At 51.5% G+C, this 25,459-nt stretch carries 23 protein-coding genes; 10 read left to right on the plus strand and 13 right to left on the minus strand.

All coding sequences use genetic code 11. The features are described from left to right. From B152_RS0109795 to B152_RS0109815, 5 genes are all read right to left on the minus strand, one after another. A partial coding sequence (locus B152_RS0109795; protein WP_020592241.1) for a dihydropteroate synthase occupies window positions 1-617 on the minus strand: 617 nt, incomplete at its 3' end. A gap of 160 nt (window positions 618-777) precedes the next feature. Continuing rightward, window positions 778-1,704: a methylenetetrahydrofolate reductase gene (locus B152_RS0109800; RefSeq protein WP_020592242.1), complete on the minus strand. Its 927-nt coding sequence runs from the start codon at window positions 1,702-1,704 to the stop codon at window positions 778-780. 62 nt (window positions 1,705-1,766) lie between these two features. Beyond that, entirely contained in the window at window positions 1,767-2,075 is a 309-nt protein-coding gene (locus B152_RS0109805) for a virulence factor (protein WP_020592243.1), read from the minus strand. A 22-nt stretch (window positions 2,076-2,097) separates the two neighbouring features. Then, window positions 2,098-2,730, minus strand: a complete 633-nt coding sequence (locus B152_RS0109810; protein WP_020592244.1) for a DUF1638 domain-containing protein — start codon at window positions 2,728-2,730, stop codon at window positions 2,098-2,100. Window positions 2,731-2,768: 38 nt separating this feature from the next. Further along, window positions 2,769-3,461, minus strand: a complete 693-nt coding sequence (locus tag B152_RS0109815; protein ID WP_020592245.1) for a corrinoid protein — start codon at window positions 3,459-3,461, stop codon at window positions 2,769-2,771. A gap of 355 nt (window positions 3,462-3,816) precedes the next feature. Between B152_RS0109815 and B152_RS25285 the strand changes: the two genes are divergently transcribed. Together B152_RS25285 and B152_RS0109830 are read left to right on the plus strand one after the other, a co-directional pair. Beyond that, entirely contained in the window at window positions 3,817-6,717 is a 2,901-nt protein-coding gene (locus tag B152_RS25285; protein WP_020592246.1) for a PAS domain-containing sensor histidine kinase, read from the plus strand. A 200-nt stretch (window positions 6,718-6,917) separates the two neighbouring features. Further along, complete coding sequence (locus B152_RS0109830) at window positions 6,918-7,787, plus strand: endonuclease/exonuclease/phosphatase family protein (RefSeq protein WP_020592248.1); 870 nt, start codon at window positions 6,918-6,920, stop codon at window positions 7,785-7,787. 77 nt (window positions 7,788-7,864) lie between these two features. On the opposite strand, the gene B152_RS0109835 is transcribed toward B152_RS0109830, so the two are convergent. After that, window positions 7,865-8,848, minus strand: a complete 984-nt coding sequence (locus B152_RS0109835) for a DMT family transporter (RefSeq protein WP_020592249.1) — start codon at window positions 8,846-8,848, stop codon at window positions 7,865-7,867. A gap of 115 nt (window positions 8,849-8,963) precedes the next feature. Here B152_RS0109835 and B152_RS0109840 point away from each other — a divergent pair, with 115 nt between their 5' ends. Further along, a complete protein-coding gene (locus B152_RS0109840) occupies window positions 8,964-9,866 on the plus strand; it encodes a LysR substrate-binding domain-containing protein (RefSeq protein WP_020592250.1) in 903 nt (300 codons plus the stop codon). Here B152_RS0109840 and B152_RS0109845 read toward each other — a convergent pair. From B152_RS0109845 to B152_RS23195, 3 genes are all read right to left on the minus strand, one after another. Further along, window positions 9,853-10,824 carry a zinc transporter ZntB gene (locus tag B152_RS0109845; protein ID WP_020592251.1) on the minus strand — a complete coding sequence of 324 codons (972 nt, stop codon included), beginning with the start codon at window positions 10,822-10,824 and terminating at the stop codon, window positions 9,853-9,855. The genes B152_RS0109840 and B152_RS0109845 overlap by 14 nt on opposite strands. Window positions 10,825-11,067: 243 nt before the next feature. Beyond that, window positions 11,068-11,910, minus strand: a complete 843-nt coding sequence (locus B152_RS0109850; RefSeq protein WP_020592252.1) for a ferredoxin--NADP reductase — start codon at window positions 11,908-11,910, stop codon at window positions 11,068-11,070. A 655-nt stretch (window positions 11,911-12,565) separates the two neighbouring features. Continuing rightward, window positions 12,566-13,612 carry a glutathione S-transferase family protein gene (locus tag B152_RS23195; RefSeq protein WP_020592253.1) on the minus strand — a complete coding sequence of 349 codons (1,047 nt, stop codon included), beginning with the start codon at window positions 13,610-13,612 and terminating at the stop codon, window positions 12,566-12,568. A 175-nt stretch (window positions 13,613-13,787) separates the two neighbouring features. On the opposite strand from B152_RS23195, the gene B152_RS0109860 reads away from it, so the two are divergent. Further along, on the plus strand, window positions 13,788-14,705 hold the full coding sequence (locus B152_RS0109860; protein WP_020592254.1) for a LysR substrate-binding domain-containing protein: 918 nt from the start codon (window positions 13,788-13,790) through the stop codon (window positions 14,703-14,705). Between the two features lie 67 nt (window positions 14,706-14,772). Here B152_RS0109860 and B152_RS0109865 read toward each other — a convergent pair whose 3' ends face one another. After that, window positions 14,773-16,248, minus strand: coding sequence for an MFS transporter (locus B152_RS0109865; protein ID WP_211212181.1), 1,476 nt, complete (start codon window positions 16,246-16,248; stop codon window positions 14,773-14,775). A gap of 151 nt (window positions 16,249-16,399) precedes the next feature. Here B152_RS0109865 and B152_RS0109870 point away from each other — a divergent pair, with 151 nt between their 5' ends. Beyond that, complete coding sequence (locus B152_RS0109870; protein ID WP_020592256.1) at window positions 16,400-17,302, plus strand: LysR substrate-binding domain-containing protein; 903 nt, start codon at window positions 16,400-16,402, stop codon at window positions 17,300-17,302. 91 nt (window positions 17,303-17,393) lie between these two features. Here the strand turns inward: B152_RS0109870 and B152_RS0109875 are convergent, their stop codons facing one another. Further along, window positions 17,394-18,098, minus strand: coding sequence for a DUF899 domain-containing protein (locus B152_RS0109875; RefSeq protein WP_020592257.1), 705 nt, complete (start codon window positions 18,096-18,098; stop codon window positions 17,394-17,396). 265 nt (window positions 18,099-18,363) lie between these two features. Next, window positions 18,364-18,789 carry a VOC family protein gene (locus B152_RS0109880; RefSeq protein ID WP_020592258.1) on the minus strand — a complete coding sequence of 142 codons (426 nt, stop codon included), beginning with the start codon at window positions 18,787-18,789 and terminating at the stop codon, window positions 18,364-18,366. A gap of 69 nt (window positions 18,790-18,858) precedes the next feature. Between B152_RS0109880 and B152_RS0109885 the strand changes: the two genes are divergently transcribed. The 4 genes from B152_RS0109885 (at window position 18,859) to B152_RS25290 (ending at window position 21,836) form a co-directional block, all read left to right on the plus strand. Then, entirely contained in the window at window positions 18,859-19,461 is a 603-nt protein-coding gene (locus B152_RS0109885) for a TetR/AcrR family transcriptional regulator (RefSeq protein ID WP_020592259.1), read from the plus strand. 243 nt (window positions 19,462-19,704) lie between these two features. After that, entirely contained in the window at window positions 19,705-20,199 is a 495-nt protein-coding gene (locus B152_RS23200) for a YcgN family cysteine cluster protein (protein ID WP_020592260.1), read from the plus strand. Window positions 20,200-20,243: 44 nt separating this feature from the next. Next, the gene (locus tag B152_RS23205; RefSeq protein ID WP_020592261.1) at window positions 20,244-20,966 is read left to right on the plus strand and encodes a hypothetical protein; all 723 of its coding nucleotides are present in this window, start codon (window positions 20,244-20,246) and stop codon (window positions 20,964-20,966) included. A gap of 141 nt (window positions 20,967-21,107) precedes the next feature. After that, window positions 21,108-21,836: a glutamine amidotransferase-related protein gene (locus B152_RS25290; protein WP_020592262.1), complete on the plus strand. Its 729-nt coding sequence runs from the start codon at window positions 21,108-21,110 to the stop codon at window positions 21,834-21,836. Between the two features lie 17 nt (window positions 21,837-21,853). On the opposite strand, the gene B152_RS0109905 is transcribed toward B152_RS25290, so the two are convergent. Further along, window positions 21,854-23,296: a TrkH family potassium uptake protein gene (locus tag B152_RS0109905; RefSeq protein ID WP_020592263.1), complete on the minus strand. Its 1,443-nt coding sequence runs from the start codon at window positions 23,294-23,296 to the stop codon at window positions 21,854-21,856. A 425-nt stretch (window positions 23,297-23,721) separates the two neighbouring features. On the opposite strand from B152_RS0109905, the gene B152_RS0109915 reads away from it, so the two are divergent. Continuing rightward, window positions 23,722-25,392: a formate--tetrahydrofolate ligase gene (locus B152_RS0109915; protein WP_020592265.1), complete on the plus strand. Its 1,671-nt coding sequence runs from the start codon at window positions 23,722-23,724 to the stop codon at window positions 25,390-25,392. The last annotated feature ends 67 nt before the right edge of the window (window positions 25,393-25,459 follow it).

Consider the following 25,459-nt stretch of genomic DNA (forward strand, 5'->3'; position numbering starts at 1 on the left):
GTTTTCAGACGGTGCAGCAGGGCAAAGACCTGTTTCCCGGCTGTGCCCATGGCACCGATTGGCATCACCAGGGGATCAACCACGATACGGTCATGGGAAATACCGTGATCCGCAGCGCGCTGGACAATTTTCTTGGCCACTTCATAACGCACGTCCGGATCTTCGGAGATTCCGGTTTCATCATTGGAAATAGCGACAACAGCCGCATCGTATTTCTTGATCAATGGCAGAACCCGCTCTAGCGATTCATCTTCACCGGTCACCNAATTTACCAGCGCCCGGCCCTTGTAGACCTTCAGGCCAGCTTCCAGTGCATCAATGATGGAGGAGTCAATCGACAGCGGCAGATCGGTCAGGCTCTGGACCAGCTGAATGGCTTCGGCCAGGATCTTTGGCTCATCCGCCAGAGGAATACCCGCGTTCACGTCCAGCATGTGCGCACCCGCAGCAACCTGGGCCAGACAGTCAGCCTCGACCCGGCTGTAATCTCCAGCCGCCATCTCTGCGGCCAGCAGCTTGCGGCCAGTCGGGTTGATACGCTCGCCGATGATGCAGAAAGGCTCGTCAAAACCGATTGCAAATTCTTTCGTGGCGGAACTGACGATCGTGCGGGTCATCGTTTGGGGTCTCCGTTTTGCGGGCAACTGGGGTGCTGGCCCGGGAATTGTGAAAAGTTGCCTGATCTTATCAGGACTGACGTATTACAATGTCACTGACAGGCTGTGAAGAGCGCTTGTTCGCGACAGATCACAGTCCAAACAGCAAAGATACTTTCTTCTAGCCGATATCGCGGTTTACTTTGAAGCCCTTGCCCTTGGCATCAAGCGTGAAGTCCCCGTCTGTAACAGCGTAACTCCAGGCGGCCGATTTTTTCATGCCGCCCAGCGGGTACATGTGAACCTTCTGGATACCGCAGTTCGGATCTTCTGCATGGTAGCGGGCGAGATCCATAACCAGCTTGTCCGGAGCATTGACGGTCATCAGCTTGGCGATGTTGCGGGCCTGTTTGGTCAGCACGCGCATAGAGGCGCCAACACCACAGGCTTTGGCGTGGTTCAGCAGGGTTTTCAGGGTTGCCAGACCGGGAACGCCGATATGGATCGGCAACTTGTTGCCTTCAGCCTGGATTTTTTTGTCCCAGGCAATGATTGGTTCGGCTTCAAAGCAAAACTGGGTTGCAATATAGATATAGGCGTCTGAACGTTCCTTGAAGGAGTTCTTCCAGCTCAAGGCCTCTTGCAGCCCGGCAGTGGAGATATCGGGGCTGCCTTCGGGGTGCCCGGCAACGCCGATTGACTTGATGCCATGTTTGTCAAATAGCCCGGTTTCGAGCAGCTGCATGGAGCTTTCAAATTGTCCCAGTGGTTTGTCAACCGCACCGCCGAGAGCAACAGCATGCTCAATACCGACTTCGCCCTGAAGGGTAATGAGGTAATTTTCAAAGTCTGCAAGTGAAGGAATAGACCGTGCGGCAAAGTGCGGCATTGGTACAAAACCTTCTGCTTTCAGACGCTTGGAGGTCGAAACAGTGTCGGCAAAATCGGAACCAGGCAAGAAGGTAACGGCAATCTCGGTTCCGGGGCGCAGATGTTCCCGATAATCCGGTGTTTTTGCAGCTGAACCGGGGGTGGTCTCAATTGTGAAACCTGTCATGAAATCAATAATCTGTTTCTTGACGACGTCTGCGTTGAATTCTGTACTCATCTTTTCGACCTTATAAGCGGACAATTATTTCTGTCACTATCCGCGTTATTTTTCTTGCTTACTTAAGCTGAGGCGTCTTCCAATCCACCGTTAGCGACGAGACTATCCAGACGACTGTCGGGATAGTCCTGTTCGATCTTGCTCGCCATGGCTTTGGCTTCTGCCTCGAGGTCATCGCCGCAGTCAGCAGGATCACTCCGGCGCCAGTGTTCCAGATAGGAGTCGCTGTCGCGCAGTTTGGCTTTCATTGCAGCCCGGTCGATGGCTTTTTCAAAGCGTTCTTCAAGCTGGATCTTGGCATTCTGCCGGCCCGCCTTGACGATGACCTGGGCAGGTATGTCCCGCCAGTAAACCAGGGTTAGTTTTGCCATGTGATTTTACTCCGGGGTATGATTACAAGTTGGGGGATCGGCTGGCGTCAGCCATCAGGGTACCGAGTTCACCATAACCGGTGAAGCGATAGTGGTACTCTAGGCCGATTTTCTCGGCAGCTTCGCGGGCTTTTTTCTGAAGGTCCGGGTCTTCTGTCTGTGCCAGATAGACCAGCTTGGTGTAGTTGCCGAAATACATCGGTAAAAGTTCAGGGTGTTTGCTGATGCCCATGCCATCCATGATCAGTGTATCAAAGTGGCGGGTCAGATAGTCGGTGAGATAGAAGCAGGTGATGTCATTGTCATGCATTTCATCAAAGGCATCCAGTCCGGTGAAGAATGCATAACAGTGAACACCATCAATGCGCTTGATACCTTCTTCTTCAAGGACCCGGTCCAGCTCGCCGCCAGTACCACAATCCCCATAGACAACGATAATGTTGCCATAGATATCTTTGTTTTCGCGGATTTTTTCCCGGACACCACCGGGAATTTTATCGGGAGTATTGTGCCAGATCGCTGGAAGGCAGGTGATCTCCAGATGATCCCAGCCGTTCATCCGGTTCAGGGCAACAATTTCCCGTGCCACAGCGCCACAGGCGATAAGGAGGGTTTTATCCCCCTTATCTTTGATGTCTGTGGCTTGCTGGGACATGGTATTTTATCCTGGCTTGTCCCTATAAACTATAAGGATCAGGCTGCGTTGTGGCGGCGTTTGATTGCTTCTTTTGCAATCTCGACCGCAACAGCCGCGTCACGGCAGTAATGGTCTGCGCCGATTGCTTCACCGAAAGCTTCGTTCAGGGGAGCACCGCCAACCAGAACGATATAATCGTCACGGATCCCTTTTTCTTTCAGGGTATCAATTACGACCTTCATGTAAGGCATGGTGGTGGTGAGCAGGGCGGACATTCCAAGAATGTCTGGTTTGTGCTCTTCCAGGGCTTCGAGGTATTTCTCGACCGGGTTGTTAATTCCCAGATCGATCACTTCGAAACCGGCACCTTCCATCATCATGCCGACAAGGTTTTTACCAATGTCGTGGATGTCGCCTTTGACTGTTCCGATAACCATCTTGCCAAGCTTAGGGGCGCCAGTTTCAGCCAGCAGGGGACGAAGAATGCCCATGCCGCCTTTCATGGCGCCGGCAGCAAGAAGAACTTCCGGTACAAAGAGAATACCATCACGGAAATCAACCCCGACAATGCGCATGCCTTCAACCAGAGCCTTGGTCAGGACATCATAAGGTGTCCAGCCGCGTCCGAGCAGAATGTTGACACCTTCGAGGACTTCGTCCTTCAGACCATCATAAAGGTCGTCATGCATCTGCTGTACAAGTTCGTCGTCGTCCAGCGCGCTCAGATCGAGATCATCTTCTTCAGACATGGTCGTATTCTCTCATGCAAAGTTAATTGTTCAGTGTCAGTTCTTGTGCGCAGTCCAAACCGGGCACCCTCCCGCTGACACATATCACCTATGTTATAGCGACAAAGCAAGAGGCGTGCATGTTCGATTTGCGACGCTCACTTTTCCTTTGACGAAATTGTGACAAACAATTGTTAAATATGTCATCAATTCGTCAAGGCAATCCGACAGTTTTTAACCATTTGATAAGTCTTGGGCTGTAGAGCTAATGTCTCATGGTTTCGTCGTGTGTTTCCCGGTCTTTTCCGGGGGGAGATATCGTATTTCGCCATCCTGTTTTCGGGGCGGCGATAAAAAAAAGAACAGGAAATATATTGTGCTTAAGGGCGGCGCGGGTCAACCTGAAGGCAAGAAACAGCCCAGGAAGTCAGGGGATATCAAAAGCGATGATCTTTCCCGTGACGACATCAAGAAAGAGACGGCAAGAACACTTTCAGTCCGGAATTTGCGGAATCGCGCTGTCCAACTGAATGTTTTCGCCTTTTTACTTTCTGCTCTGTTAATCGGCCTCTGGGTTAAAAGCACCTATGATGAAGTTGCGGCCGAGGTTGATACCCAGGTCCAGACCGCCCTTAACAAGATGGCCTTACCTCTTGATCTGTTTCTGGGAAGGGTAGAAAGCAAGCTTGGTCAGGCTGAATGGTCCGGGCTCAGCAATAATAACCTCCACCTTGCTCCTCTGGCCATTCCAACAGATGACGTTTTTGATCAATGGCAATACATTACAATCCTGGGCAATACTGGTGCTGTTCTTCCCGGTTGGCCTGTTATTCCTCTGCCTGTCCAAAAAGAGCTGGATGAAATGATTTTGCGGGTTTCTGTCCGGGAACGCGCAATGATCAGTTTGCCATATCAGTCAGACGGGCAATGGTTCGCCACGGCCATTCGCCCAGGTATGGAAAGTTTACAGTTTACCAACGATTTTATTGTTTCCAGCTTCAAGATAAACGATTTCCTTAACTGGTGGGCAATTCTGGGATTGCCAAAGGGATCTTTGATTTCAATCCAGACGTCGGATCAGCGTCTCTGGCTTGATGATCACTTCTCCAGTGATCTTGTTGGCCGGAGAACCCCCTATAAAGCGAGTGATTTTCACAATGACCGCCCGCGGGTGATGACCGACCTCGACGGGGTAGAGCGCATCTTGTTGGGTCGGGAGCTGAGCCGTTTTGGGCTTACGGCCGTTGTCGGGGTTCCTTCTGATTATGTCAGCCAGATCTGGCGTGATCGTTACTTTGCCTCTGTTGGCTTTGCCGTTCTTGCTTGTCTGATCATGATGACGGTTCTCTTTATTGGCGGACGCTCGATTGTGGTGGAATCCAGTCGCCGCGAGGGGGCGGTTTCTGCGTTGAAGGATAGTGAGCGCCGTTTCAGGGATATTGCCGGGGCTGCAACGGACTGGTTCTGGGAAATGGGACCGGAATTGAGGTTTTCTTTTGTGTCCCAGCTTCAGGAATGGAACCTGTTGGGGAAAAGCCTGATCGATCTTCAAGGGCAGGACCTTGCTGATGGCAGATTGTTGAAAACACTGGAAACCAGACAGTCCTTTCGCGATCTGGAACTGCTTGTGCCGGATCTTGCTGGTACTCCTCGCATTATCAGATTAAGTGGTGTGCCAATTTTTGATGAGCAGGACGAATTTATCGGCTATCGCGGTGCGGGAAGCGATATTACCGAGCGCCGACTTGATCAGCAGAAAATGGCAACAGCACACGCCAGACTTTTCAGGGCTTTTGAAAGCTTTTCCGGCGCTGTGACCCTGTATGACGAGGAAGACAAGCTGGTTGCCTTCAACCGCAGGTTCCAGGAAATTTTTTTCCCGGGGCGTCCGATGGCTATCCGGGTGGGGATGACCTACAAGGAAGTAATTGTTTCCTATGCGAATACGGGACAAGATCCACGAAGTCTGGAGCGGCAAGAGCGCTATATTGAAACATTGCTGCAGCGTCGCGGAAAAAGAAATCGCGAATTCCGCCTGACCGAGAATGTCTGGCTCAAGGTCATTGATCACAGAACACCGGAAAACGATCTCTTTACTGTCTATACCGATATCAGCGATTTCAAGGCCAGGGAACAGGAGTTGCTTGATCTCAGCAGCGAGAACCACAGGTTGGCGGCAGCTGTCAGTTCAACGGATGCAGGGGTTCTCATCGCCGATGCAACAACAGTGGACCGTTCAGTGGTATATATCAATCCGGCTTTTACCCGCCTGACAGGATATAATCTGGCCGAGACAAAACAGCTACACGCCGGGTTCCTGCAGGGTCGGGAAACCGATCCAAAGGTTCGCAAGGAACTTGAAGCAGCTTTGCGGGACTATCACCATGTCTGTATCGACATGCTCAATTATCGCCGGGATGGAAAGACCTTCTGGAATCAGTTTGATCTCAGTCCGATTTTTGCCCAGGACGGTACGATCCAGTATTTTGTCTGTGTGATGCACGACATATCGGGTCAGAAGGAAGTGGAAAAAGAGCTCACGGTTCTCAAGGAAAGTGCCGAGTTGGCCAACAGGACAAAGTCGGAGTTTATGGCTTTGATGAGCCATGAACTACGGACGCCGCTCAACGCCATTCTCGGATTTTCCGAAATTCTGGCGAACGAGATGTTTGGGCCTCTGGGCAGTCCCCGTTACAAGGATTATGCCCGCGATGTGAATGAGTCCGGGACCCACCTGCTTGATCTGATTAATGACATTCTTGATCTGTCAAAAGCGGAAGCGGGAAAAATCGAGCTAGTCGACGAGTTGCTGGATCTGAATTCAGTGGTTCAGCGCTGCAGCAATATGCTGTCTGACCGGGCAATTCAGGCCGGACTGGAGTTCAAGCAGGATCTTGCTGAGGATCTGCCTGTGCTGAGGGGGGACGAGCGCAGGATCAAACAGGTTCTTATCAACCTGATCTCTAACGCCCTTAAGTTCACTCCAGCCGGGGGAAAGGTGAATGTCACGTCACGTCTGAGCGAGCGAGGCATTGAACTTGTCGTTCGGGATAATGGTATCGGTATGTCAGAGGATGATATTCCCAAGGCTCTCGCACCTTTTGGACAGGTTGATTCCAGCCTGAGCCGGAAACACGAAGGAACGGGACTGGGATTGCCGCTTTCCAAACGATTGACAGAAATGCACGGGGCTGACTTCATACTGGAAAGTACGCCTGACGTCGGCACTGTTGTTACCCTGATTTTTCCGATTGAAAAGCAACGTATGACGGCTTGATGCTCTTCCTGGTTCCTCATGGGGGCTGGCAAATGGCTGATAAGGCGATGTCGCTGATCCATAACTTGATTTCATGCACTCATGCGACGGCGGGCTGGCGGTCAGGGTTAATTGCCCGGGCAAATTCTGTTGTAAATTTTGTGCAGGATGTGGCGATTTTCCAATAGGGTTTCGCGGTATAAAATGAACAGGCGGTTTCCATGCGTTTCGTGACCTATAATATTCAGTATGGTGTGGGCAAGGATGGCCGGGTTGACCTGACCAGGATTGCGGAGGAGATCGGCGATGCTGATGTCATCGCGCTGCAGGAAGTGACCCAGTTTATGGGGCGAGGAGGCAATCTGGACCAGGTTGCAGAACTGGCGGCTTTGTTCCCCGAGCACTATTGGACCTATGGCCCGGCGATGGATGCGGATGCCTCCTATCGGGATGAGGCAGGCAAGCTGGTGAACCGGCGGACAACCTTTGGTAATATGATCCTGAGCAAGACAGCTATCCTGTCGAGCCGTCACCATATGTTGCCCAAAGTCAGGCTGTTAAACCAGATCAGTCTGCAGCGCAGTATTATCGAGGCTGTGATTGAGACAGCGTCCGGTCCCTTGCGGGTTTATTCCCTGCATCTGGCCCATGCCTCGGTCGAGGAGCGCCTGCTGCAAATTGATCGCCTGCTTGAGATTGTCAAACAGGCACCGGATGAAGGGGGCGTTGTTTCTGCCGGGCCAGATACTGAACTCTGGTACAGCAATGGTCGGTTTATGCCGATGCCGAACCGGGCGGTTGTCATGGGCGATTTCAACATGGACCCAAGCTTTAGCGAATACGACCGGATCTGTGGAGCAAAAGAACACTTTGTCGGGCGCAGCCTGCCTGCGGCGGGTCTTATCGATGCCTGGGTTGCCACTGGTGGCGCCGAAGATCAGGGCGGGACCTGTTTCTATGATGGCAGACTCTATCGGCTGGATTATTGTTTTGTCACAGAAGAGCTTGTGCCTGCGCTACACTCTCTGACAGTCGGGGATGATGCGCTGGGGTCTGACCACCAGCCGCTGTATCTGGAAATCGAGATCTAGTGTCCCGAATCCGAAATTCGCCTGCAGAGTAGCTGAACACAAGCTAGCGAAGTTCAAATCCACCACACGAGGACAGCTCATCGCCAGAGCAGAATGAGAATACCACAGGAAACCAGAACTACCCCGGCGAGTTCTTTCCTGCTCAAACGCTCCTGAAAGAAAAGATATCCAATCATCAGGGTGAAGATCAGCTCGATCTGTCCCAGGGTGCGCACATGCGCGGCATTTTCCAGGGTCATGGCGGCAAACCAGCCTGCTGAACCAAGCATTCCGGTCAGGCCGACCCAGATGGCAGCTCTCCAGTGTTGTAGCACGCGGCTGAGGATCTCGGGTTTGCGCAGCAGAATATAAAGGCCCATGGACAGGGTTTGAAAGCCCGTGACCCAGACAAGTGTATAGGCTGATTGCAGGAGAAAACCTTCGCCGCCCAATGAAAGGGAAGCTGCTCGATAGGCTACGGACGACAGGGCGAAAAGCGCGCCTGCGGCGATGCCAGGCAGCACGGTCTTGTTGTGCAAGACGGCGCTGAGAGTGATCTTGCTGGAAGCGGTGCCATTGATGGTTTTGTTGCCCGTACTCTTCCCGCTTAAAGCAAGAACTCCGACAAGACTGACCAGAATGCCGGACAGAGCCTGAATGCTTAAGCTGTCTCCCAGAATAACAATACCAAATATAGCGGCCTGTACGGCTTCGGTTTTTGTCAGGCTGGTGCCGACCGCGAAATTCCTTTGGCCAAAGAGCCAGACCAGCAGTGCTGTGGCCAGAATTTGGGCGGTGCCGCCAATAACGCAAAAAAGCAGAAAACGAAAATTCGCATCGGGAACAAGGCCGTTTTCAACCTGCCCATCGCTGCCAAGTCCCCCGCCAATGCCTCCGCCAATATCTGCAAGGCTACTCTGGCTTAACAGGAACAGATAAAGCCAGGTGAAGGGAGCTGCATAGAGGAACCGGACGTAAGTTGCCCCAGTTGTGTCCAGTCTTGCGCGCAGATGTTTTTGCAAGGCCGTGCGGACATTTTGAAACAATGCGGCCGCGATGGTGATAGGTATCCAGAGTTCCATTGATGTTCCGATTATAGTCTTGCTTATAAAGAAACTTGCGCAGACTGGAATAGGCGCTTTAAAATTGGGGATATCAAATTCGAAATAATGTCATTTGTATAAGAAAATCTAATAGATGGTCACGGATCAGATTTACCCCCTTTCGGCGTTGCGTGCCTTTGAAGTGGTGGCGCGGCTGCGCAGTGTTTCTGCCGCGGCGGAAGAACTGCTGGTGACACAACCAGCTGTGACACAGCAGTTGCGGAAGCTTGAAAGCTATCTTCAATATCGTCTGGTCGAACGAGCATCGGGGAGCAGTGGTATCCAGCTTACCCCACAGGGAGAGCGTCTGGCAGCGCCACTGCATTCAGCCTTTGGTATGATCAGAGATGTATTGCGCGAAGCAAAGCTGGGAGACCACCATGTTACCCTGGCTGTATTGGGCACCTTTGCTCAATACTGGCTGATACCGCGTCTGGCGGATTTACAGGATAAATATCCTGCTGTTGATCTGCGACTTCTGACGAGCTCCCGCATGGTTGACCTTGATCGCGGGGATGTCGATCTCGTGATCCGTCCGCTTCCACAGGATCAAAAACCGGAAAATGCTGTGCTTCTGATGCCGGACGAAGCGCGACTGGTCATGTCGCCTGTTTTGCAGGCGCAAAAAACAATTCAACAGGTTACTGACCTTAAAGAGCATGTTCTGATCCGGGTGGCCAGTTCCCCCAGAGATAATGACTGGCCGCGTTGGCTGGACAAAGCCGGCTTGCCGGACCTTCAGCCAAAGGGCTGGCTTTCCTTTCAAACATCAAGCCATGCCCTTGAGGCAGCAATGGGGGGAGCCGGAGTGGCAATTGGTCACCGCCCTATGGTTCTGGATGCCTTGCAGTCCGGCCGTCTGATTTCGCCGCTGGATCTCTGCATTGACGAAGCAGCGGGAAATTATCTGGTCATGACAGCGGGAAGGGCCGGGGATCAGCAGGTACAGCAGCTCTATAAATGGTTACAGGCCCAAGCGGCTTTTAAAACCATTTGAATTTTTTAAAGATAATAACCTGTGCAACAACAGTCAGGACCAGAATACCACTGAAAATCCAGAAGGCATTGGCGTTGTCCGTTCCAGGAATACCCCCGATATTAATCCCCAGAAGTCCGGTCAGAAACCCAAGGGGCAGGAAAATTGCGGCAATAACCGACAGGACGTACATGTTGCGGTTGAGGCGATCTGCCAGCATGTTGGCGAGTTCATCCTTGACGATCTGGGCCCGCTCCCGAATGGCGTCGAGATCTTCGACATAGCGGGTGACGTGGTTATAGCTTTCCTGCAGATTGCGCTTGTGTTTTTCGTTCAGCCAGCTGATGTCGGACATGCGCAACTGTTCAATGGCATCGCGTTGCGGTGACATATAGCGGCGGAAAATAATGGCCTGTTTGCGAATGTTGACAATACTTTCTCTCAGCGAATTGTCTCCGGATTCAAGAACCTGTTCTTCGGTGTCATCCGTTGCTTCATCCAGGGCGATCAGAACAGGCTCCATCCGGTTGAACAGCTGGGTGATCAGCATGCAGATAAACTCCCCGGCATCTTTTGGACCTTTGCCAAGCAACAGTTTTGCCTCGATATCCCTGGCGGCTTTGAGGCTGCGTTTCCTTAGGGAGATGATCCGGTGCTTGTCGACCCAGAGGCGGATGGAGACCATGTCTTCTGGATCGGCGTTTTCATTGAGGTTAACACCGCGCAGGATCAGTAGAACACCGTCATTTACCGGGGTCATGCGCGGGCGGGTTTCTTCAGCCAGCAGCGCATCGATGATAAAGGGATCAAGATAGTCAGCCTCGGTTTCGAGCCACTTTTTTGTGTCAGGATGATTGGCATCCATATGAACCCAGGCCAGCCGTTCATCTTTGATCAGCTGAGAGATCGCTGCACCCTCTAGCGCTTCTGCACCGCCTTTGCCATCAAATCCATAGGCGAGATGTATAAATTTGTTCATGTGTCTGGATGCTCATGTATTTGAAACGGGCATATATTTGATCAGATGAAATCAATGTCAGTTGAATTGTTCGATTGATTACAGAAGGGTACTCATTTTTATCTGATTCTGGATGGGTTGCACAGTACTTTGATAAAAGAGCAGTCTCAGTCAAGAAGGCAAAAGCAGTACTAAATGGCTAGAGTCAAGAAAAGCGGCCCAGAGGAGCCGCTTTTCTTGTTACTTTCGGACTGTCACAAAAGCTTACCCGACAAAGGCTTTTTCAATCACATATTCACCGGGGTGACTGTTGGCACCTTCGCTCAGGCCAGCTTCTTCGCAAAGTTCGGCACAGGACTTCAGCATCTCCATGGAACCACAGATCATGACACGGTCGGTTTCCGGGTTCAGGGCTGGTGTGCCCAGATCTTCGGTGATCTTGCCAGAGCGGAACAGCTCGGGGATACGGCCCCTGCGGATAAAGTCTTCGCGGGTCACGGAATTATAGTATTTGAGTTTCTCTGAAACCAGTTCGCCGAGGAATTCATGGTTGTAGAGGTCCTGAACCAGTTCCTCGCCATAGACCAGTTCTTCCTTGTGGCGGCAAGAGTGGATCAGCACGACTTCATCGAACTTGTCATAAGTCTCCGGGTCACGGATCACGCTGGCAAAGGGGGCAATACCCGTGCCTGTGGACATGAGATAAAGGCGTTTGCCCGGCACAAGGGCATCAAGAACCAATGTGCCTGTTGGCTTTTTGCCTAGCAGAACCATGTCGCCAGGCTTGATGTTCTGCAGACGAGAGGTCAGCGGGCCGTTCGGCACCTTGATTGAATAGAGTTCAAGGGTCTCGTCCCAGGCAGGGCTGGCAATGGAATAGGCACGCAAGAGCGGTTTGCCATCGACCATCAGGCCAATCATGACAAATTCGCCAGTGCGGAAGCGGAAGGATGCCGGCCGCGTAATCTTGAAGGAAAACAGTGAGTCCGTGTGATGTTTTACGGACAGAACTGTCTCGCCGGTTACCGACTTGGGTAAGGGCTTGTCTGTGATATCCATAACGTCGCCTGGTGCCGGTTCTGCGATTGCCAATTGTTCAACAGCCATTAACTGCTCCTGCTTACTCTCTGCGATAGCTTCAGGACTGAAGCTTCTGTCTTGTCACAAATTCTGATCCGGACCCGGACAGCTGTTACAATTCACTGCCCCGGACGGTCTGGTATCAACCCTGGCCTGGATAAGTCCCGAAGATTTCGATTAAGAAAACATCAAGGGGATATCTAAGCATTTGTTCCTCTTTGGCAACTCTTTTTATAAAGTTGCCAGACTTCGCCTGAAGAAACTTTGTTCTTCAAGGCCAGTTTGTACCATAAATATGGTAATTTGCACGTTGCATTTCCCTATCATTTAACACATTGACTGCCGTTATCAAGTTTATTTTCCACAAAAAAATAGTACTTAATTTTTATGTTGATTTAACTAATTGAAAAACAATATGTTAATAATAACACTAAAAAATTGTTTTATATTGTTTGTGCTGTTCTGAAATTTAGGGTGCGACAATATTTCCCAATTTAAACAGTGTTATTCTCCAGATTGACAGGGGGCTGTTGCCCAAGTGATTATTCTTGCGAGCAAGCTGGAGCTAGTACAGGAATTAGGGGGGCGGGAGCCTGTTATGAGCACCCTATATGGAGGAGAGGGACAATATAAGAGCCGTTTCCCGGGAACTGCAGGAGCCACTTTGTCCCGAGCCTGTGACTTAAGTCGGGAATAACGAGAAGAGCGAGAGGCTCTCGCCAGACCGGTTCATTATCGACGCCAAAGAAAGCTCTCCCCTGTTATGAGGAGCAAGCCAGCCTGCCACCGGGGCAATGGGGAGAATGCCACTGGGATTATGGCTGGTATCGTTTTTGTAGCTGGCCTCCCGGATCACGCTGAAATCAACGGTATCGGCAATACCCGGCCAGCTGTAAAGATCCCTCGTATAGGCCCAGAGAGATGGATAATCGATCAGTCGATATTTTGTGCAGCGGTGCAGGTGATGATAGACCGCATCGAAACGAACCAGTGTGGTAAAGAGCTTCCAGTCAGAAGCGGTGATGATCTCGCCAAACAGAAACCTGTTTTTCCCCAGATGACTTTCCAGCTTATCGAGTTCGGAAAAAACCTCGTCAATAGCCTTGTCGTAAGCTTCCTGGGTTTGGGCAAACCCTGCCCGGTATACGCCGTTGCCCAGTCGATCATAGATCCTTTGATCTAGCACTTTCATTTCGGGTTCAAGCTTTGCAGGGAAAAAGCTGTACTCTGTTCCTGCCGGATTGGGAAAGGCAGAGGTGGCATCAAAAGCCCGTATGATCATGGCTGATTCATTGCTGATGATTTTTTGCTGCCAGCTGTCCCAGAGCAGAGGCACAGTCACTCGCCCGCTATAGTCTGGTTTACTATGGCTATAGAGCTGGTGAAGGTGTTTTATCCGGATACCATCAGGGGAAGCCGGGAGTTTATGGGAACCGGGAACAGTCCAGTCTGCGCCGCCATCAATCGCATAACCTTGCAAACGGGGGCCGTGAGCGAGATAAAGGGGAATATGATCCTTCAGCTTCATAAGCTGGCGCAGGATCACGGTCCGGTGTGACCATTGACAGCTGCCGGAAGCAATCAGGTGATAACGCCCCGGTTCCCGGATCAACCCCTGAATAACCTCGGGGGGAATCTCCTGTGCAAAGATGCTGGCCGGGCGTACAAATACACCGGATTGAATAATCTGCTCTTCTTCCTGCCAGAGTCCCTCTACAAGCATACCCATCTGTTGATCTTCGCCTTTCTTGTCATGGTTTTTATTTACAATATTGATTTTAAATGGATTTTTTTAGTTTTTTGTCGGCGATCTTTTGTTGTTCCAGGTCCTGCCACAAGAAAATAACAGGACAGGTGAAAAATACTGTTCTCAAGATCTTGGGTTTTGGTCTATATGAACGACCATGAACAAATTGCCCTTAAATGCCCTGCGCGCCTTTGCCGTTGTCTATGAAGCCGGGGGTATTCGTCCCGCAGCCAGGCAGCTCGAAATCACTCACTCTTCTGTGAGCAAACATGTCCACGAACTGGAGAGCTGGATCGGTGTTCCCCTGCTTTTGAAAGAAGAAGGGGTTCGGGCCTTACAGTTTACCGCCCAGGGAGAAATGATCGGTCGTGCGGCACTGGAAAGCATGACTGCTCTGGCACAATCAGTTGAACAGGTTCGGGAAAACCGGCGTGGTAACGCGGTGATGATTTCGACGACACCTTCTTTTGCCGCGCGTTGGCTTCTGCCGCGACTGCACTCTTTCCACGAGGCCTTCCCCTGGATCGAACTGTCGGTTATTGCCGAACAGAAGCCGCTGGATCTGGCTGAACAGGGGGTGGATCTTGCCATTCGTATGGGGCAGGGGCCCTGGGAGGGCTATGACTGTCGCCCCATGATGGATGAGCCGCTTTTCCCGGTGATGAACACATCCTACTGGCTCAAGTCTGGACGCCCGACGCGGTTGCCAGAACTTGCGAAGTTACCTTTGCTGCATGATCGCGACCCGCGCGCGGGCTGGGCGGAGTGGTGCCGGGATATGGGGCTGCAGGATATTGACACCAGAAGCGGAGCCCGTTTTGTTTCCTCTGATCTGGTTTTACGCGCGGCGGTTCAGGGGCTGGGAGTGGCTCTGGCCCGGGGGCGCCTGGTCGAGGATGATCTGGCCAGTGGCCTGTTGATCCGTCCCTTTGAAGGGGAGGAGAAAATCCTCGAAGATGCCTACTGGATTGTTTTGCCCCAGACTGAACGGCAAAACCTGGCTGTGACCAAGGTCATTAGCTGGCTGCAGGAACAGGTATCGACGCAGACAGGCAGTTTTCCTTCAGATCGCTGAGAGATGCGGGACAGGAATTCCTCCTCCAGATCCTAATCCCGGCCCCGATCTTTTTTATCTGTCTGATCTATCTTCCGTCCTGTTGTTGAAAAATACTCCGATGGGAAGAGCTTTGATTTGCTACGATTGAGATAAAGACTGCGAGAGCTATGAGTAATGTTGCGACCGCAAAGGTTATCTGCATCCCTGTGGCGACAGATTGAGCATCAGCAGAAGTGATGTTTTCTGATGCCGAAGCCAGGGCGAAGATGGCTCCCATGGCCGAGGCGCCAGTAATGAGGCCAAGGTTGCGCGACAGGCTGAGCATCCCGGAAATTACCCCTTTATGATCTGGATCGGCCATTCCCATCACAAGCGTGTTGTTCGATGCCTGGAACAGCTGATACCCCGGGGTCAGGATGGCAATGGCAATAATATAGCCAGTCATTCCGAACAGCGTTGGTAATGTTGACAGGGCCAAAGAACCTGCCGTCATTATAAAGAGGCCGGCCCGAACCATAAAAGGGGCACCGAAGTAATCGACAAGGCGACCGGCAGGGATGCCGCTTATGGCCGAAATGACCGGGCCGACCGACATAACAATGCCAACCAGGATTTCCTCAAGAGCAAGCGAGCGCGAGAGATAAAACGGACCGACCACCAGAGTTGACATCATGACGGTGGAAACGATCACATTTATACCCAGGCTTGAACTTAATGCTGTCCTTTGAAACAGGGCCAACTGGATCAGGGGGGATTTGGTTTTGGTCTCGACAAGTACAAAAATCACCGCCCCTGATACAGCAGTGACAAACAGGGCCAGGTTGGGGAAGCCAAACTGGCCGTTCCCAAGGGTGACCGCCAAAGCATAGGCGGCAAGCGTCAGGCCAAGTATTATTGTTCCGAGGCTGTCAAAACTCTTGTGGTCCCTTGTATCTGTCTGACTGTCTCTTGGCAGAGTGGCGCAAACGAGGGTAAAACTTAAGATACCGAGCGGTGCCATACCCAGAAAGAGTGATTGCCAACCGGGACCGGAAAGCAGAAGCCCGCCAAGAGATGGACCAAGCGCGGTACCTACTGCGGACATGGTTCCGAGCAACCCCATGGCGCTTCCCATTCGTTCCTTCGAGACTGTCTCACGGACAAAAACCATTGTAAGAGCCATCATTATTGCGGCCCCAAGTCCCTGTATCGTCCGGGCAGTGATCAAGATCCAGAGCTCTGGTGCCAGACCACAAAGGAACGATGCGGCGGTAAAGAGAAAAATCCCGGTCAGTAAAATCCGTCGATGCCCGAAAAGATCTGCAATCCGGCCCGCGATTACAATTGTTATGGTGATAGCAAGAAGATAGGCGATGATGACCCATTGGACTTCCTGAAAAGAAGCTGTGAAGGCCTGGGCCAGTGTTGGCAGGGCAACATTTGCGATACTGACGCCAAGGGAAGAGAGGAGCATGGCGAGGGAAAGACCGGCAAGCGCCAGAGGTGAAGAAGGCATCGTTTTCGATTTGTCTTCCCTGGCCATGATCATCGTTATAGCGGGTTTTGAAGGGGGCTTTTTCAATTTGCACTCCGTTAACAGCGGTCTCCGGAAATGGAGCTCCCGGTTAAGCTATTCTTCTCAGTGATATGGCGGAAGACGCATCATTTGCATTTTATTAGTGCACAAGGCGCCGTATACTGATTGACTTGTTTTGCCCGGATGTAAGCTAGGTATGCCTGTGTCGATCCCAGATTTTAATCTGCTTGTTACCCTTGATGTGCTGCTTGCAGAAGGCAGTGTTGCCCGGTCCGCCCGGCGTCTGGGCCTTAGTCCTTCGGCAATGAGCAGAGCCTTGGCCCGATTGCGGGAAACCACAGGAGATCCTCTTTTGGTCAGGGCAGGGCGGGGGCTGGTTCCCACACCCAGAGCGCTTGAGCTTCGTGAACTGGTGGGGCAGCTGGTTCAGGACGGGAAATCGGTGTTGCGCCCGGTCGAGAAACTTGATCTTGATCAGCTGGATCGAACTTTTACTCTCAGGATAAGCGAGGGCTTTGTCGAAAACTTTGGACCTGATCTCATCGAGCGTGTTTTTGCTGAGGCTCCCCGGGTCCGGTTAAGTTTTATTCACAAACTGGACAGGGAAAGTACCGGGCTTCGCGACGGGACAGTTGATCTGGAAATTGGTGTTGTCGGGAAGACGACAAGCCCGGAGGTTCGTATCGGGGCCTTATACCGGGATCGCCTGATCGGCGTCGTGCGTTGTGGGCACCCGTTGAGCCAGGGTGATGTTACCGCTTCGGGTTATGCCTCGGGAAGACATGTTTGTATTTCGGGGAAAAATCCGGGAAAGGGGGCGGTTGAGGAGGCTTTGAAGTCACTGGGGCTGGAACGCAACATTGTGACTCTTGTTGCAGGGTTCTCTACGGCACTGACTTTGGTTCGGGGATCTGATCTGATTGCGACAGTTCCTGAACGTCATACTGGTAATCTGAGAGCAGGGCTCCATAGTTTTCCCCTGCCGTTCTCGCTGCCCGAGGTTATGGTTTCGATGCTCTGGCATCCCCGGCTCGAGGCAAGCCCGGCTGATCGCTGGCTGCGTGACTGTGTCCGGGATGTCTGTGGCAAGTTGACCTGACAGGCCCTTGTTCCACCGTCTTGAACAGGAGCTGATCCGACAAGGACATGGTCCTGACAACCATGATGGAACTGTGGTTTTTTAAAGTACCTCAGGTGTAGCTGTCATTCAGCCGCAACCAGAACATGGGATTTCCCTTGCCCTCTTCATCTCGTCCTTTCGGAGTCAGATCCATGAAATTATAGGCTCCGTTGAGCAGATCCAGTCCCCGGCTGTAGGTCGAATAGCTGTGATAGATTGCCCCGTCTTCATCTTTGACAAAGACACTGATACCCGGGGCTTCGTTAACAGGGAACCGGGTTTCAGTGTAATTATAGGTCACCAGATCATCAGGCTTGTGGTCTGGACCGAAACTGACGCCGAAATCCTCATTAAAGCTGCTGCCGCCAGAGGACACCCAGTCAAAATTCCAGCCCAGACGTTTTCGAAAAGCAAGGAGCCTTTTAACCGGGGCGCTCGAGACGGCAGCAAAGGCAATGTCTCTTGCATTAAGGTGGGGTTCTATTCCATTAAAGTTATCAGCCCAGTAAGAGCAACTGCTACAACCCTGATCCCAGTCAGGGCCAAACATGAAATGGTAAATGATCAACTGGCTGTGAATGGAAAAAAGATCGGCAAGCATGATGAAGCCGTCTTCACTGTCAAACCGATACTCTTTCTCTACCTTGACCCAGGAGAGATTTTGCCTCGCTTTTGTAAGGGCATCCCTGGCGCGGGTGAATTTTTTCTCCTGTTGCAGGAGTTCCTGTCGCTCGGCAAGCCATTGCTCTTTCGTAACCACGTTTCTTGTCGTCATTATTGCCGTCCTTCTTCCAGCTGACTCAATAATCTGATTTTTGTATGATCTACACACTTAACCGAATGGTTTATTGTTCAGATGCAGGGCGATCAGTCAAGTTAAAATTAACCGATCGGTTAATTTATGGCAGGGAAGTGATGCAGAACTATTTTAGTTACACTGGAAAAATTCCACTAGAAAATTGCACTAGAAAATTGAACTGGAAACAGGGCGACGCTTTAATCCTTATTGTCGCCCTGTCGTAAACAAGAGGGGTGTCCTATTAAACCGGCAGAGCTTCCGGTGCATACTGGGCAAGGAACTCTGGACTTGGGGGGATTGGCTTGATGACATCAATAAGCACCCCGTTCGGGTCCTGGGTGATGAAGTGGCGCTGTCCAAAGTCTTCGTCCCTGAGTTTAAGGAGAATAGGCAGACCATCTTTTTCAGCTTGCTGATAGATACTGTCCACATCTTCAACCTCGAAATTCAGTAACAGGCCGCTCACGCGTCCTCTGGCCGCGAGGGGCACTGTTGCGTGGTCTCCCTGCAGAATGGCGAGGTTAACCTTCTCGTCTTCCGTGGATTGCAGATGAACATACCAGTCTGACGCAAAACTGTTCTGAAACTTGAAATGCTGGCGATAAAATTCGGCAGTTCCTTCGACATCGTCAGTCATGATAACGGGATAATATTGGCTGCAGCGCATTGTTGCTCTCCTTTTATTTTAGACATACAGTGTGTATGTAGATTATTAATTAACATACAGGCTGTATGTATGCAAGATCAGAAAACACCACGACGAAGCAATCGCGACCGGTCAGAGGATACCCGTGCGAGATTGATTTCAGCAGCCCGAAAGCTCTTTTCGGAAAAGGGATATGGCGATACGGGAACCCCGGAAATTGTGAAGGAGGCAGAGGTGACCCGTGGGGCGCTCTATCATCACTTTACAGACAAGTCCGAACTTTTTCGGGCTGTCGCCTTGCAGGAATCCCGGGATGTAGCACAGGCAATCAATCAAAACTCTGTTCATGAATCTGAACCTGTCAGGGCTCTTGTATCTGGAGCTCAGGCCTATTTTACAGCCATGACAAAACCCGGACGCGCACGGATTCTATTGCTTGAAGGTCCTGCGGTTCTCGGTCCTGATGGCATGGCAGAAATTGATCGGGAAACCGGCAGTGCCTCACTGTATAAGGGGTTGGAGTGGGCCGCCCGGTCTGCCAACCGCCCCGATCTGCCACTGGGGGAACTTACGACACTTCTTTCTGCCGGATTTGATCGGGCGGCGCTGGAAATTGCCATGGGCGGGGAGAGTACTGGGTATATCCGGGCATTCGAAAGCTTGTTACAGTCCCTTTTCCCGGCGCAAAAATAGAAATTTTCAGCTTTATTCTGATATCAGGCGAGCTTCCGGTGATCTTTGTGTTTAAAGCTTTGCCAAAACTCTGCGAGGAGGGATGACGCAGAAGGACAAGTTGTTTTTCCAGAATATTGCTAGAATGCTCTGGTGAATGTGCTTGTGATACCTTCAATGTTTCGCTAGTGCCATTTTGAATAGAAAGCAGGCCCCGACAAGAGGGCTGTAACCTTGATGCAATAATAGAGTCTGGTTTGCGAGATGAGTAAAAAGAACAGTGACCTGCCATTCTGGCAGGTGAAGAAACTGGAAGAAATGACAGCATCGGAGTGGGAAAGTCTCTGTGATGGCTGTGGCAAATGCTGTTTGGTGAAGCTGGAAGATGCCGACACCCAGGAGATTGTCGACACCGATGTTTCATGCAAGCTTCTTGATCTGGGGAATTGTCGCTGCAGCAAGTATTCTACCCGGCACAAGTATGTCCCTGATTGTATCAAGGTGACTGCGGATAATATTGAAACTCTGAGCTTTATGCCGCCAACCTGTGCCTATCGGTTGTTGCACGAGGGAGAGGACCTTCCCTGGTGGCACCCGCTGGTTACAGGAGATCCTAATTCGGTTCATACTGCAGGTGTCTCGGCACTGGATCGTATTATCTCGGAAACTGAAGTCGAGGATGCGGATCTGGAAGATCATGTGGTTGAATGGCCGCAGGACCCCAGTCCCCCCAAACCCTGGGTCCGTTATGGACGTTAATAATCGCTGAGATCCGCGTTGCATGATAAGGCTGAAAACAGGTGATGACTTCTAGCTATTCTGAATTGCAGCAACAGTTAGCCGGGCAGGGTTTTCTGGCGCGGGGCGGATTTTACCCGCGGCCAGAAGATGCTGTTCCCGATCTGGCTTCAGGAGAAGCAGTTGGGAGTGTTGTTGTGGTCGGTAACGTCGGTTCCGGGGATTTCTGGCGGCAGTTCCTGCAGTCGGCAGAATACCGGGACGGCATGGCCAATCCCATGGATCGCTGGACAGAACGGGTTATTGGAAAGCTGGCGGCCGAGATCGGCGTAGAGGCTCTGTTCCCTTCGGTTGGCCCGCCGTATTTTCCTTTCCAGCGCTGGTCTGCCAGAGCAGAAGAGCTGTATCCCAGCCCGATCGGGTTATTTGTCAGCCCGCAATGGGGAACCTGGCATGCCTTGCGAGCTGCGATCCTCCTGCCGGAAAGGGTGCCTGACCTTCCGGTACTGAACAGGGGGGAGAGCCCCTGTCTGGGGTGTGTTGACCAACCCTGTCTTTCTGCCTGTCCGGTATCCGCTTTTGTTGTTGACCAACCTTATGACTATCTTGGCTGTGCCAGACACCTTTCGAAAGCCGCAGGCGAAAATTGTATCGAACAGGGCTGTCTTGCCCGCCGGGCCTGTCCTGTAGGACAGGATTTTATGCTTTTGCCAGCCCACGCGGCTTTTCATATGACTGCTTTTTCCCGGGCCCGTCAGGCAGAACTCGATCAAGAAAACTCACTATAAATCGGATAGAATTCTCGTTTGGTGCTGTGGTTTTCTGACTGCCCCCGGACATAGTTACCGGACATAGTTAGGAGTGATCTTTCCACTTGAGTTTCCCTGTATTTTCACCTCAGATACAGAAAGTATATTGAGGAGGTCAGGATGCGCGACAGGATATTGCTGGTGGATCATGCGGGGCAGCCACGCGAAGACCGTGTGTCTGAAGCGCTTGTTACGCAGGGTTATGATATAGAATGGTGCTGCCCGGTAAAGGGCGATCAGCTTCCTGATAATTTTAACAACTACCGCGCGGCAATTGTCTATGGCGGGATGGAGTGTGCCAATGACCCTCTCCCCCATCTGGATCTGGAAACAGAGTGGATCAAGAAATGGGTCCGCTCTGGAAAACCCTATCTGGGGATCTGTCTGGGCGGGCAATTGCTGGCCAAGGCACTTGGCGGGAAAGTTTATCGCCACTCCCGGGGAAAAAAAGAAATAGGGTTTTATCAGATGAAACGGGAAAAAGGCCTGGAACAGGATGTGCCAGATTTTTTTCATGACTGTCTGGGCAATCTGCCGGAATTTCTGTTTCAGTGGCACGAAGATGGTTTTGAGTTGCCCGAAGGAGCCTGCAATCTTGCCGGGTCAGATCTTTTCCCAAGTCAGGCTTTTGTCTGTCAGGGGGAGGGTATTCTCGAGAACAAGGTGATAGGTCTCCAGTTTCATCCGGAAGTTACCCGGGAAATTGCCACTGTCTGGCTCGACACCTTTCCGTCAGCTCTTGAGGCGCCGGGGGCGCAAAGTCGTGCTGAAATCGATCAGGGTTTCCGGGAATATGATCCCGGGGTTGATCGCTGGGCAAAAGACTTTCTTGCCCGCTGGCTTGCGTGAGAGCACTGCGGTGATTCTTACCACCAGAAAGACGGCATGATCACCACCAGAACGGTGAAGACCTCAAGCCTGCCAACCAGCATGACAAGGGAAAGTGTCCATTTGGCAATATCCGGCAAGCTGGAGAAATTCCCGTCCGGGCCGATGATTGGTCCAAGACCTGGTCCGACGTTGGTGATCGCGGTAACACTGGCGGTAAAGGCGGTCAGCGGATCAAGTCCCATTACCCCGAGAACAATGGTGGCGAGGAAAATAGTGGTAAAAAAAACCGCCAGAAACGCCAGAACAGAGCGCTGGATTTCTTCGGTGATGACCCGGTCGTTATAGGTAATCGTTTGCACCCGATGCGGAGACATCATGCTGAAAACATGGGAGCGCACGATCAACCAGAGAACCTGAAAACGATAGATCTTGATCGCTCCGCTGGTTGAGCCAGTACAGCCACCGACAAAGGTGAGAGCCAGAAAAACACCAGCAACCGGGGCGCCCCAGGCCAGATAGTTATCGCTGGCAAAACCGGTTGTTGTCACCACGGAAATTACATTGAAGGTCACCAGCCGCAAGGCAGTCAAGAAGGCCATATCCTTTTCCTGGCCAAGCCAGAGCGCCATAACAAGTGAAACGCCCAGCAACAAAAGAATAAAGCTCCTGACCTGACTGTCATAATAGAGCGTCGCATGGTTTTTGGTCAGTGACCTGATATAGAGGCTGAAGGGCAGGGCGCCCAGAACCATAAAAAGGCTGGCGATCCAGTGCGAGGATGAATTTTTAAAATATCCGAATGAGGCATCATGGGTGGAAAATCCGCCGGTAGAGACCGTTGTCATGGCGTGGTTGATGGCATCAAACAGGTTCATGCCCGACCAGCGGAATAAAACCACGCAGGCGAAAGTCATGACGAGATAGATGCAGAGTATCCATACCGCCAGCTGGTGGGCCTTGGAGACAACCTTTCCTGCATTGTCCGAGCTTTCGAGGGCAAAGAGCTGCATCCCCCCGCTGCGGATAAAGGGCAGGATAAATACAGCCATGACCAGAATGCCGATACCGCCGATCCACTGGAGAATGGATCGCCAGAATAGAATGCCGGGGGGAAGGCCATCCAGTCCGGTAAGAACAGTTGACCCCGTTGTCGTCATGGCTGACATAGCCTCGAAGAACGCATCGGTGTAACTGATATGGAGCCAGACCAGGGGAAGGGCGGCAAACAGCGGGATCACCAGCCAGCTGGAAAGCGTCAGAAGAAAGGCCTGGCGAAGATTGATTGAAAAGAAAGCTTCGCCGTGATTGCTGAGGGTGAGGACACCCCCGATGAAGAGAGTGATGGCTGCAGAGACAAAGAATGCCTGCCAGTCTGGATTGTTGTTCACAAAATCAATCGTTGCTGGCAGGATCATCAGGCTTGCAAGTCCACAAAGCAGGATGCCGACAGTGGCCATGATCGGCCGGATCTCTAACATGATGGCTCTTCATCAAATTATTATGCGGTGGGGAAAGCTGCGCCCTGCCTGCTTGGCTGTCAATTTCTATTTCAAAACAAAGCGGAATAGCTGTTGTGCAAAATAAACAGACATTACCGTTTTGTTTTCTGTTTCTGAGCGTCAGGTCCAGAATATGATATTAATTCAAAGTGCTGATCAAAAACTGAAGCAGCCATCTGTCATCAACTCGAATAATTGTCGATTGTTTGTTAAGTATTTGAATCAATAAATGAAAATGTAATTATGATTTGGAATTCCTATTTCGCGATAGCTAATTCCGAACGCGCTTTAAAGGGGGATCAGGTGTTTCTGGGTGACGAAATGACGCTTGTAGGATATCTCAACTGTCAAACGTCATCTAGATTTCGTCGTGAAATCTATTACCGTCAGGAGGCCGTAGGCTAATGCCCAAGAGCGACATCGAAATTGCCCGCGAGGCAAAAATGCAACCGATTACCGAAGTTGCAGCAAAAATCGGAATTCCAGCTGATCAGCTGCTGCAATATGGCCCGACAAAAGCGAAATTGTCTTTCGATTTTATCAATTCGGTCCAGGGTAACAAAGACGGTAAGTTGATCCTTGTTACAGCGATCAACCCGACCCCTGCTGGTGAAGGCAAGACCACGACAACTGTTGGCCTGGGTGACGGTCTGAACCGTATCGGCAAGAAAGCCATCATCGCCCTGCGTGAGCCATCACTCGGTCCTTGTTTTGGTGTTAAGGGTGGAGCCGCTGGTGGCGGTTATGCCCAGGTTGTTCCAATGGAAGACATCAACCTGCACTTTACCGGCGACTTCCATGCCATCGGTGTTGCACACAACCTGCTGTCTGCCCTGATTGACAACCACATCTACTGGGGTAACGAGCTGGGCATTGATTCCCGTCGTGTACAGTGGAAGCGCGTTGTTGACATGAACGATCGTGCCCTGCGTGCCATCACCAACTCTCTTGGTGGTGTCAGTAACGGTTATCCACGTGAAGACGGTTTCGACATTGTTGTTGCTTCCGAAATCATGGCGATCTTCTGTCTGTCAACCGACCTGAATGACCTGTCCGAACGTCTGGGCAAAATCATTGTTGCCTACACACGTGACAAGCAGCCGATTTATGCCCGTGACCTCAAAGGTCCAGGCGCAATGGCAGTTCTGCTGAAAGACGCGATTTCTCCTAACCTGGTTCAGACGCTGGAAAACAACCCTGCGTTCATCCACGGTGGTCCTTTCGCCAACATCGCACACGGTTGTAACTCTGTGATCGCAACCAAGACAGCTCTGAAGCTGGCTGATTATGTTGTGACTGAAGCAGGTTTCGGTGCGGATCTCGGTGCCGAGAAGTTCTTCGACATCAAATGTCGTAAAGCTGGTCTGAAACCTTCAGCGGTGGTTATTGTTGCCACTGTTCGCGCGTTGAAAATGCACGGTGGTGTTGCCAAGGCCGACCTTGGCGGTGAAAATGTTGATGCCGTGACCAAAGGCTGTGCAAACCTTGCCCGTCATATTGCCAACGTTAAAAAGTTCCGCGTTCCTGCCGTTGTGGCAATCAACCAGTTCATTACTGATACAGACGCCGAGATTGCTGCAATCGCTGCTGCCTGTGAAGCACTGGGAGCCAAAGCTATTGTTGCCAGCCACTGGGCCAATGGCTCAGCTGGTACAGAAGAACTTGCAAAACACGTTGTTGAACTGGCTGATTCCGGCGTTGCCGATTTTGCACCGCTCTATCCGGATGAAATGCCGCTGTGGAACAAGATCGAAACCATTGCCAAAGAAATCTATGGCGCCAGCGAAATCATCGCTGACACTGCCGTTCGCAACCAGATTGCCGAACTGCAGAAAGATTTTGGTCACTTCCCGATCTGTATGGCGAAAACCCAGTACAGCTTCTCCACTGATCCGACCCTGCTTGGTGCGCCGACAGGTCACGCGGTTCCTGTGCGTGAAGTTCGTCTGTCAGCCGGTGCCGGTTTCATCGTGGTCGTAACAGGTGCGATCATGACCATGCCTGGTCTGCCGCGCGTGCCTTCTGCGAACAACATCTATCTGAACGAACAGGGCCAGATCGAAGGTCTGTTCTAGGTTCTGATCTTTGTGATTTGAGTGCTTAATTAAGGGCGGTTCCAATGGAGCCGCCCTTTTTTATCCA

The organism is Kiloniella laminariae DSM 19542, from assembly GCF_000374005.1.
GTDB lineage: Bacteria > Pseudomonadota > Alphaproteobacteria > Kiloniellales > Kiloniellaceae > Kiloniella > Kiloniella laminariae.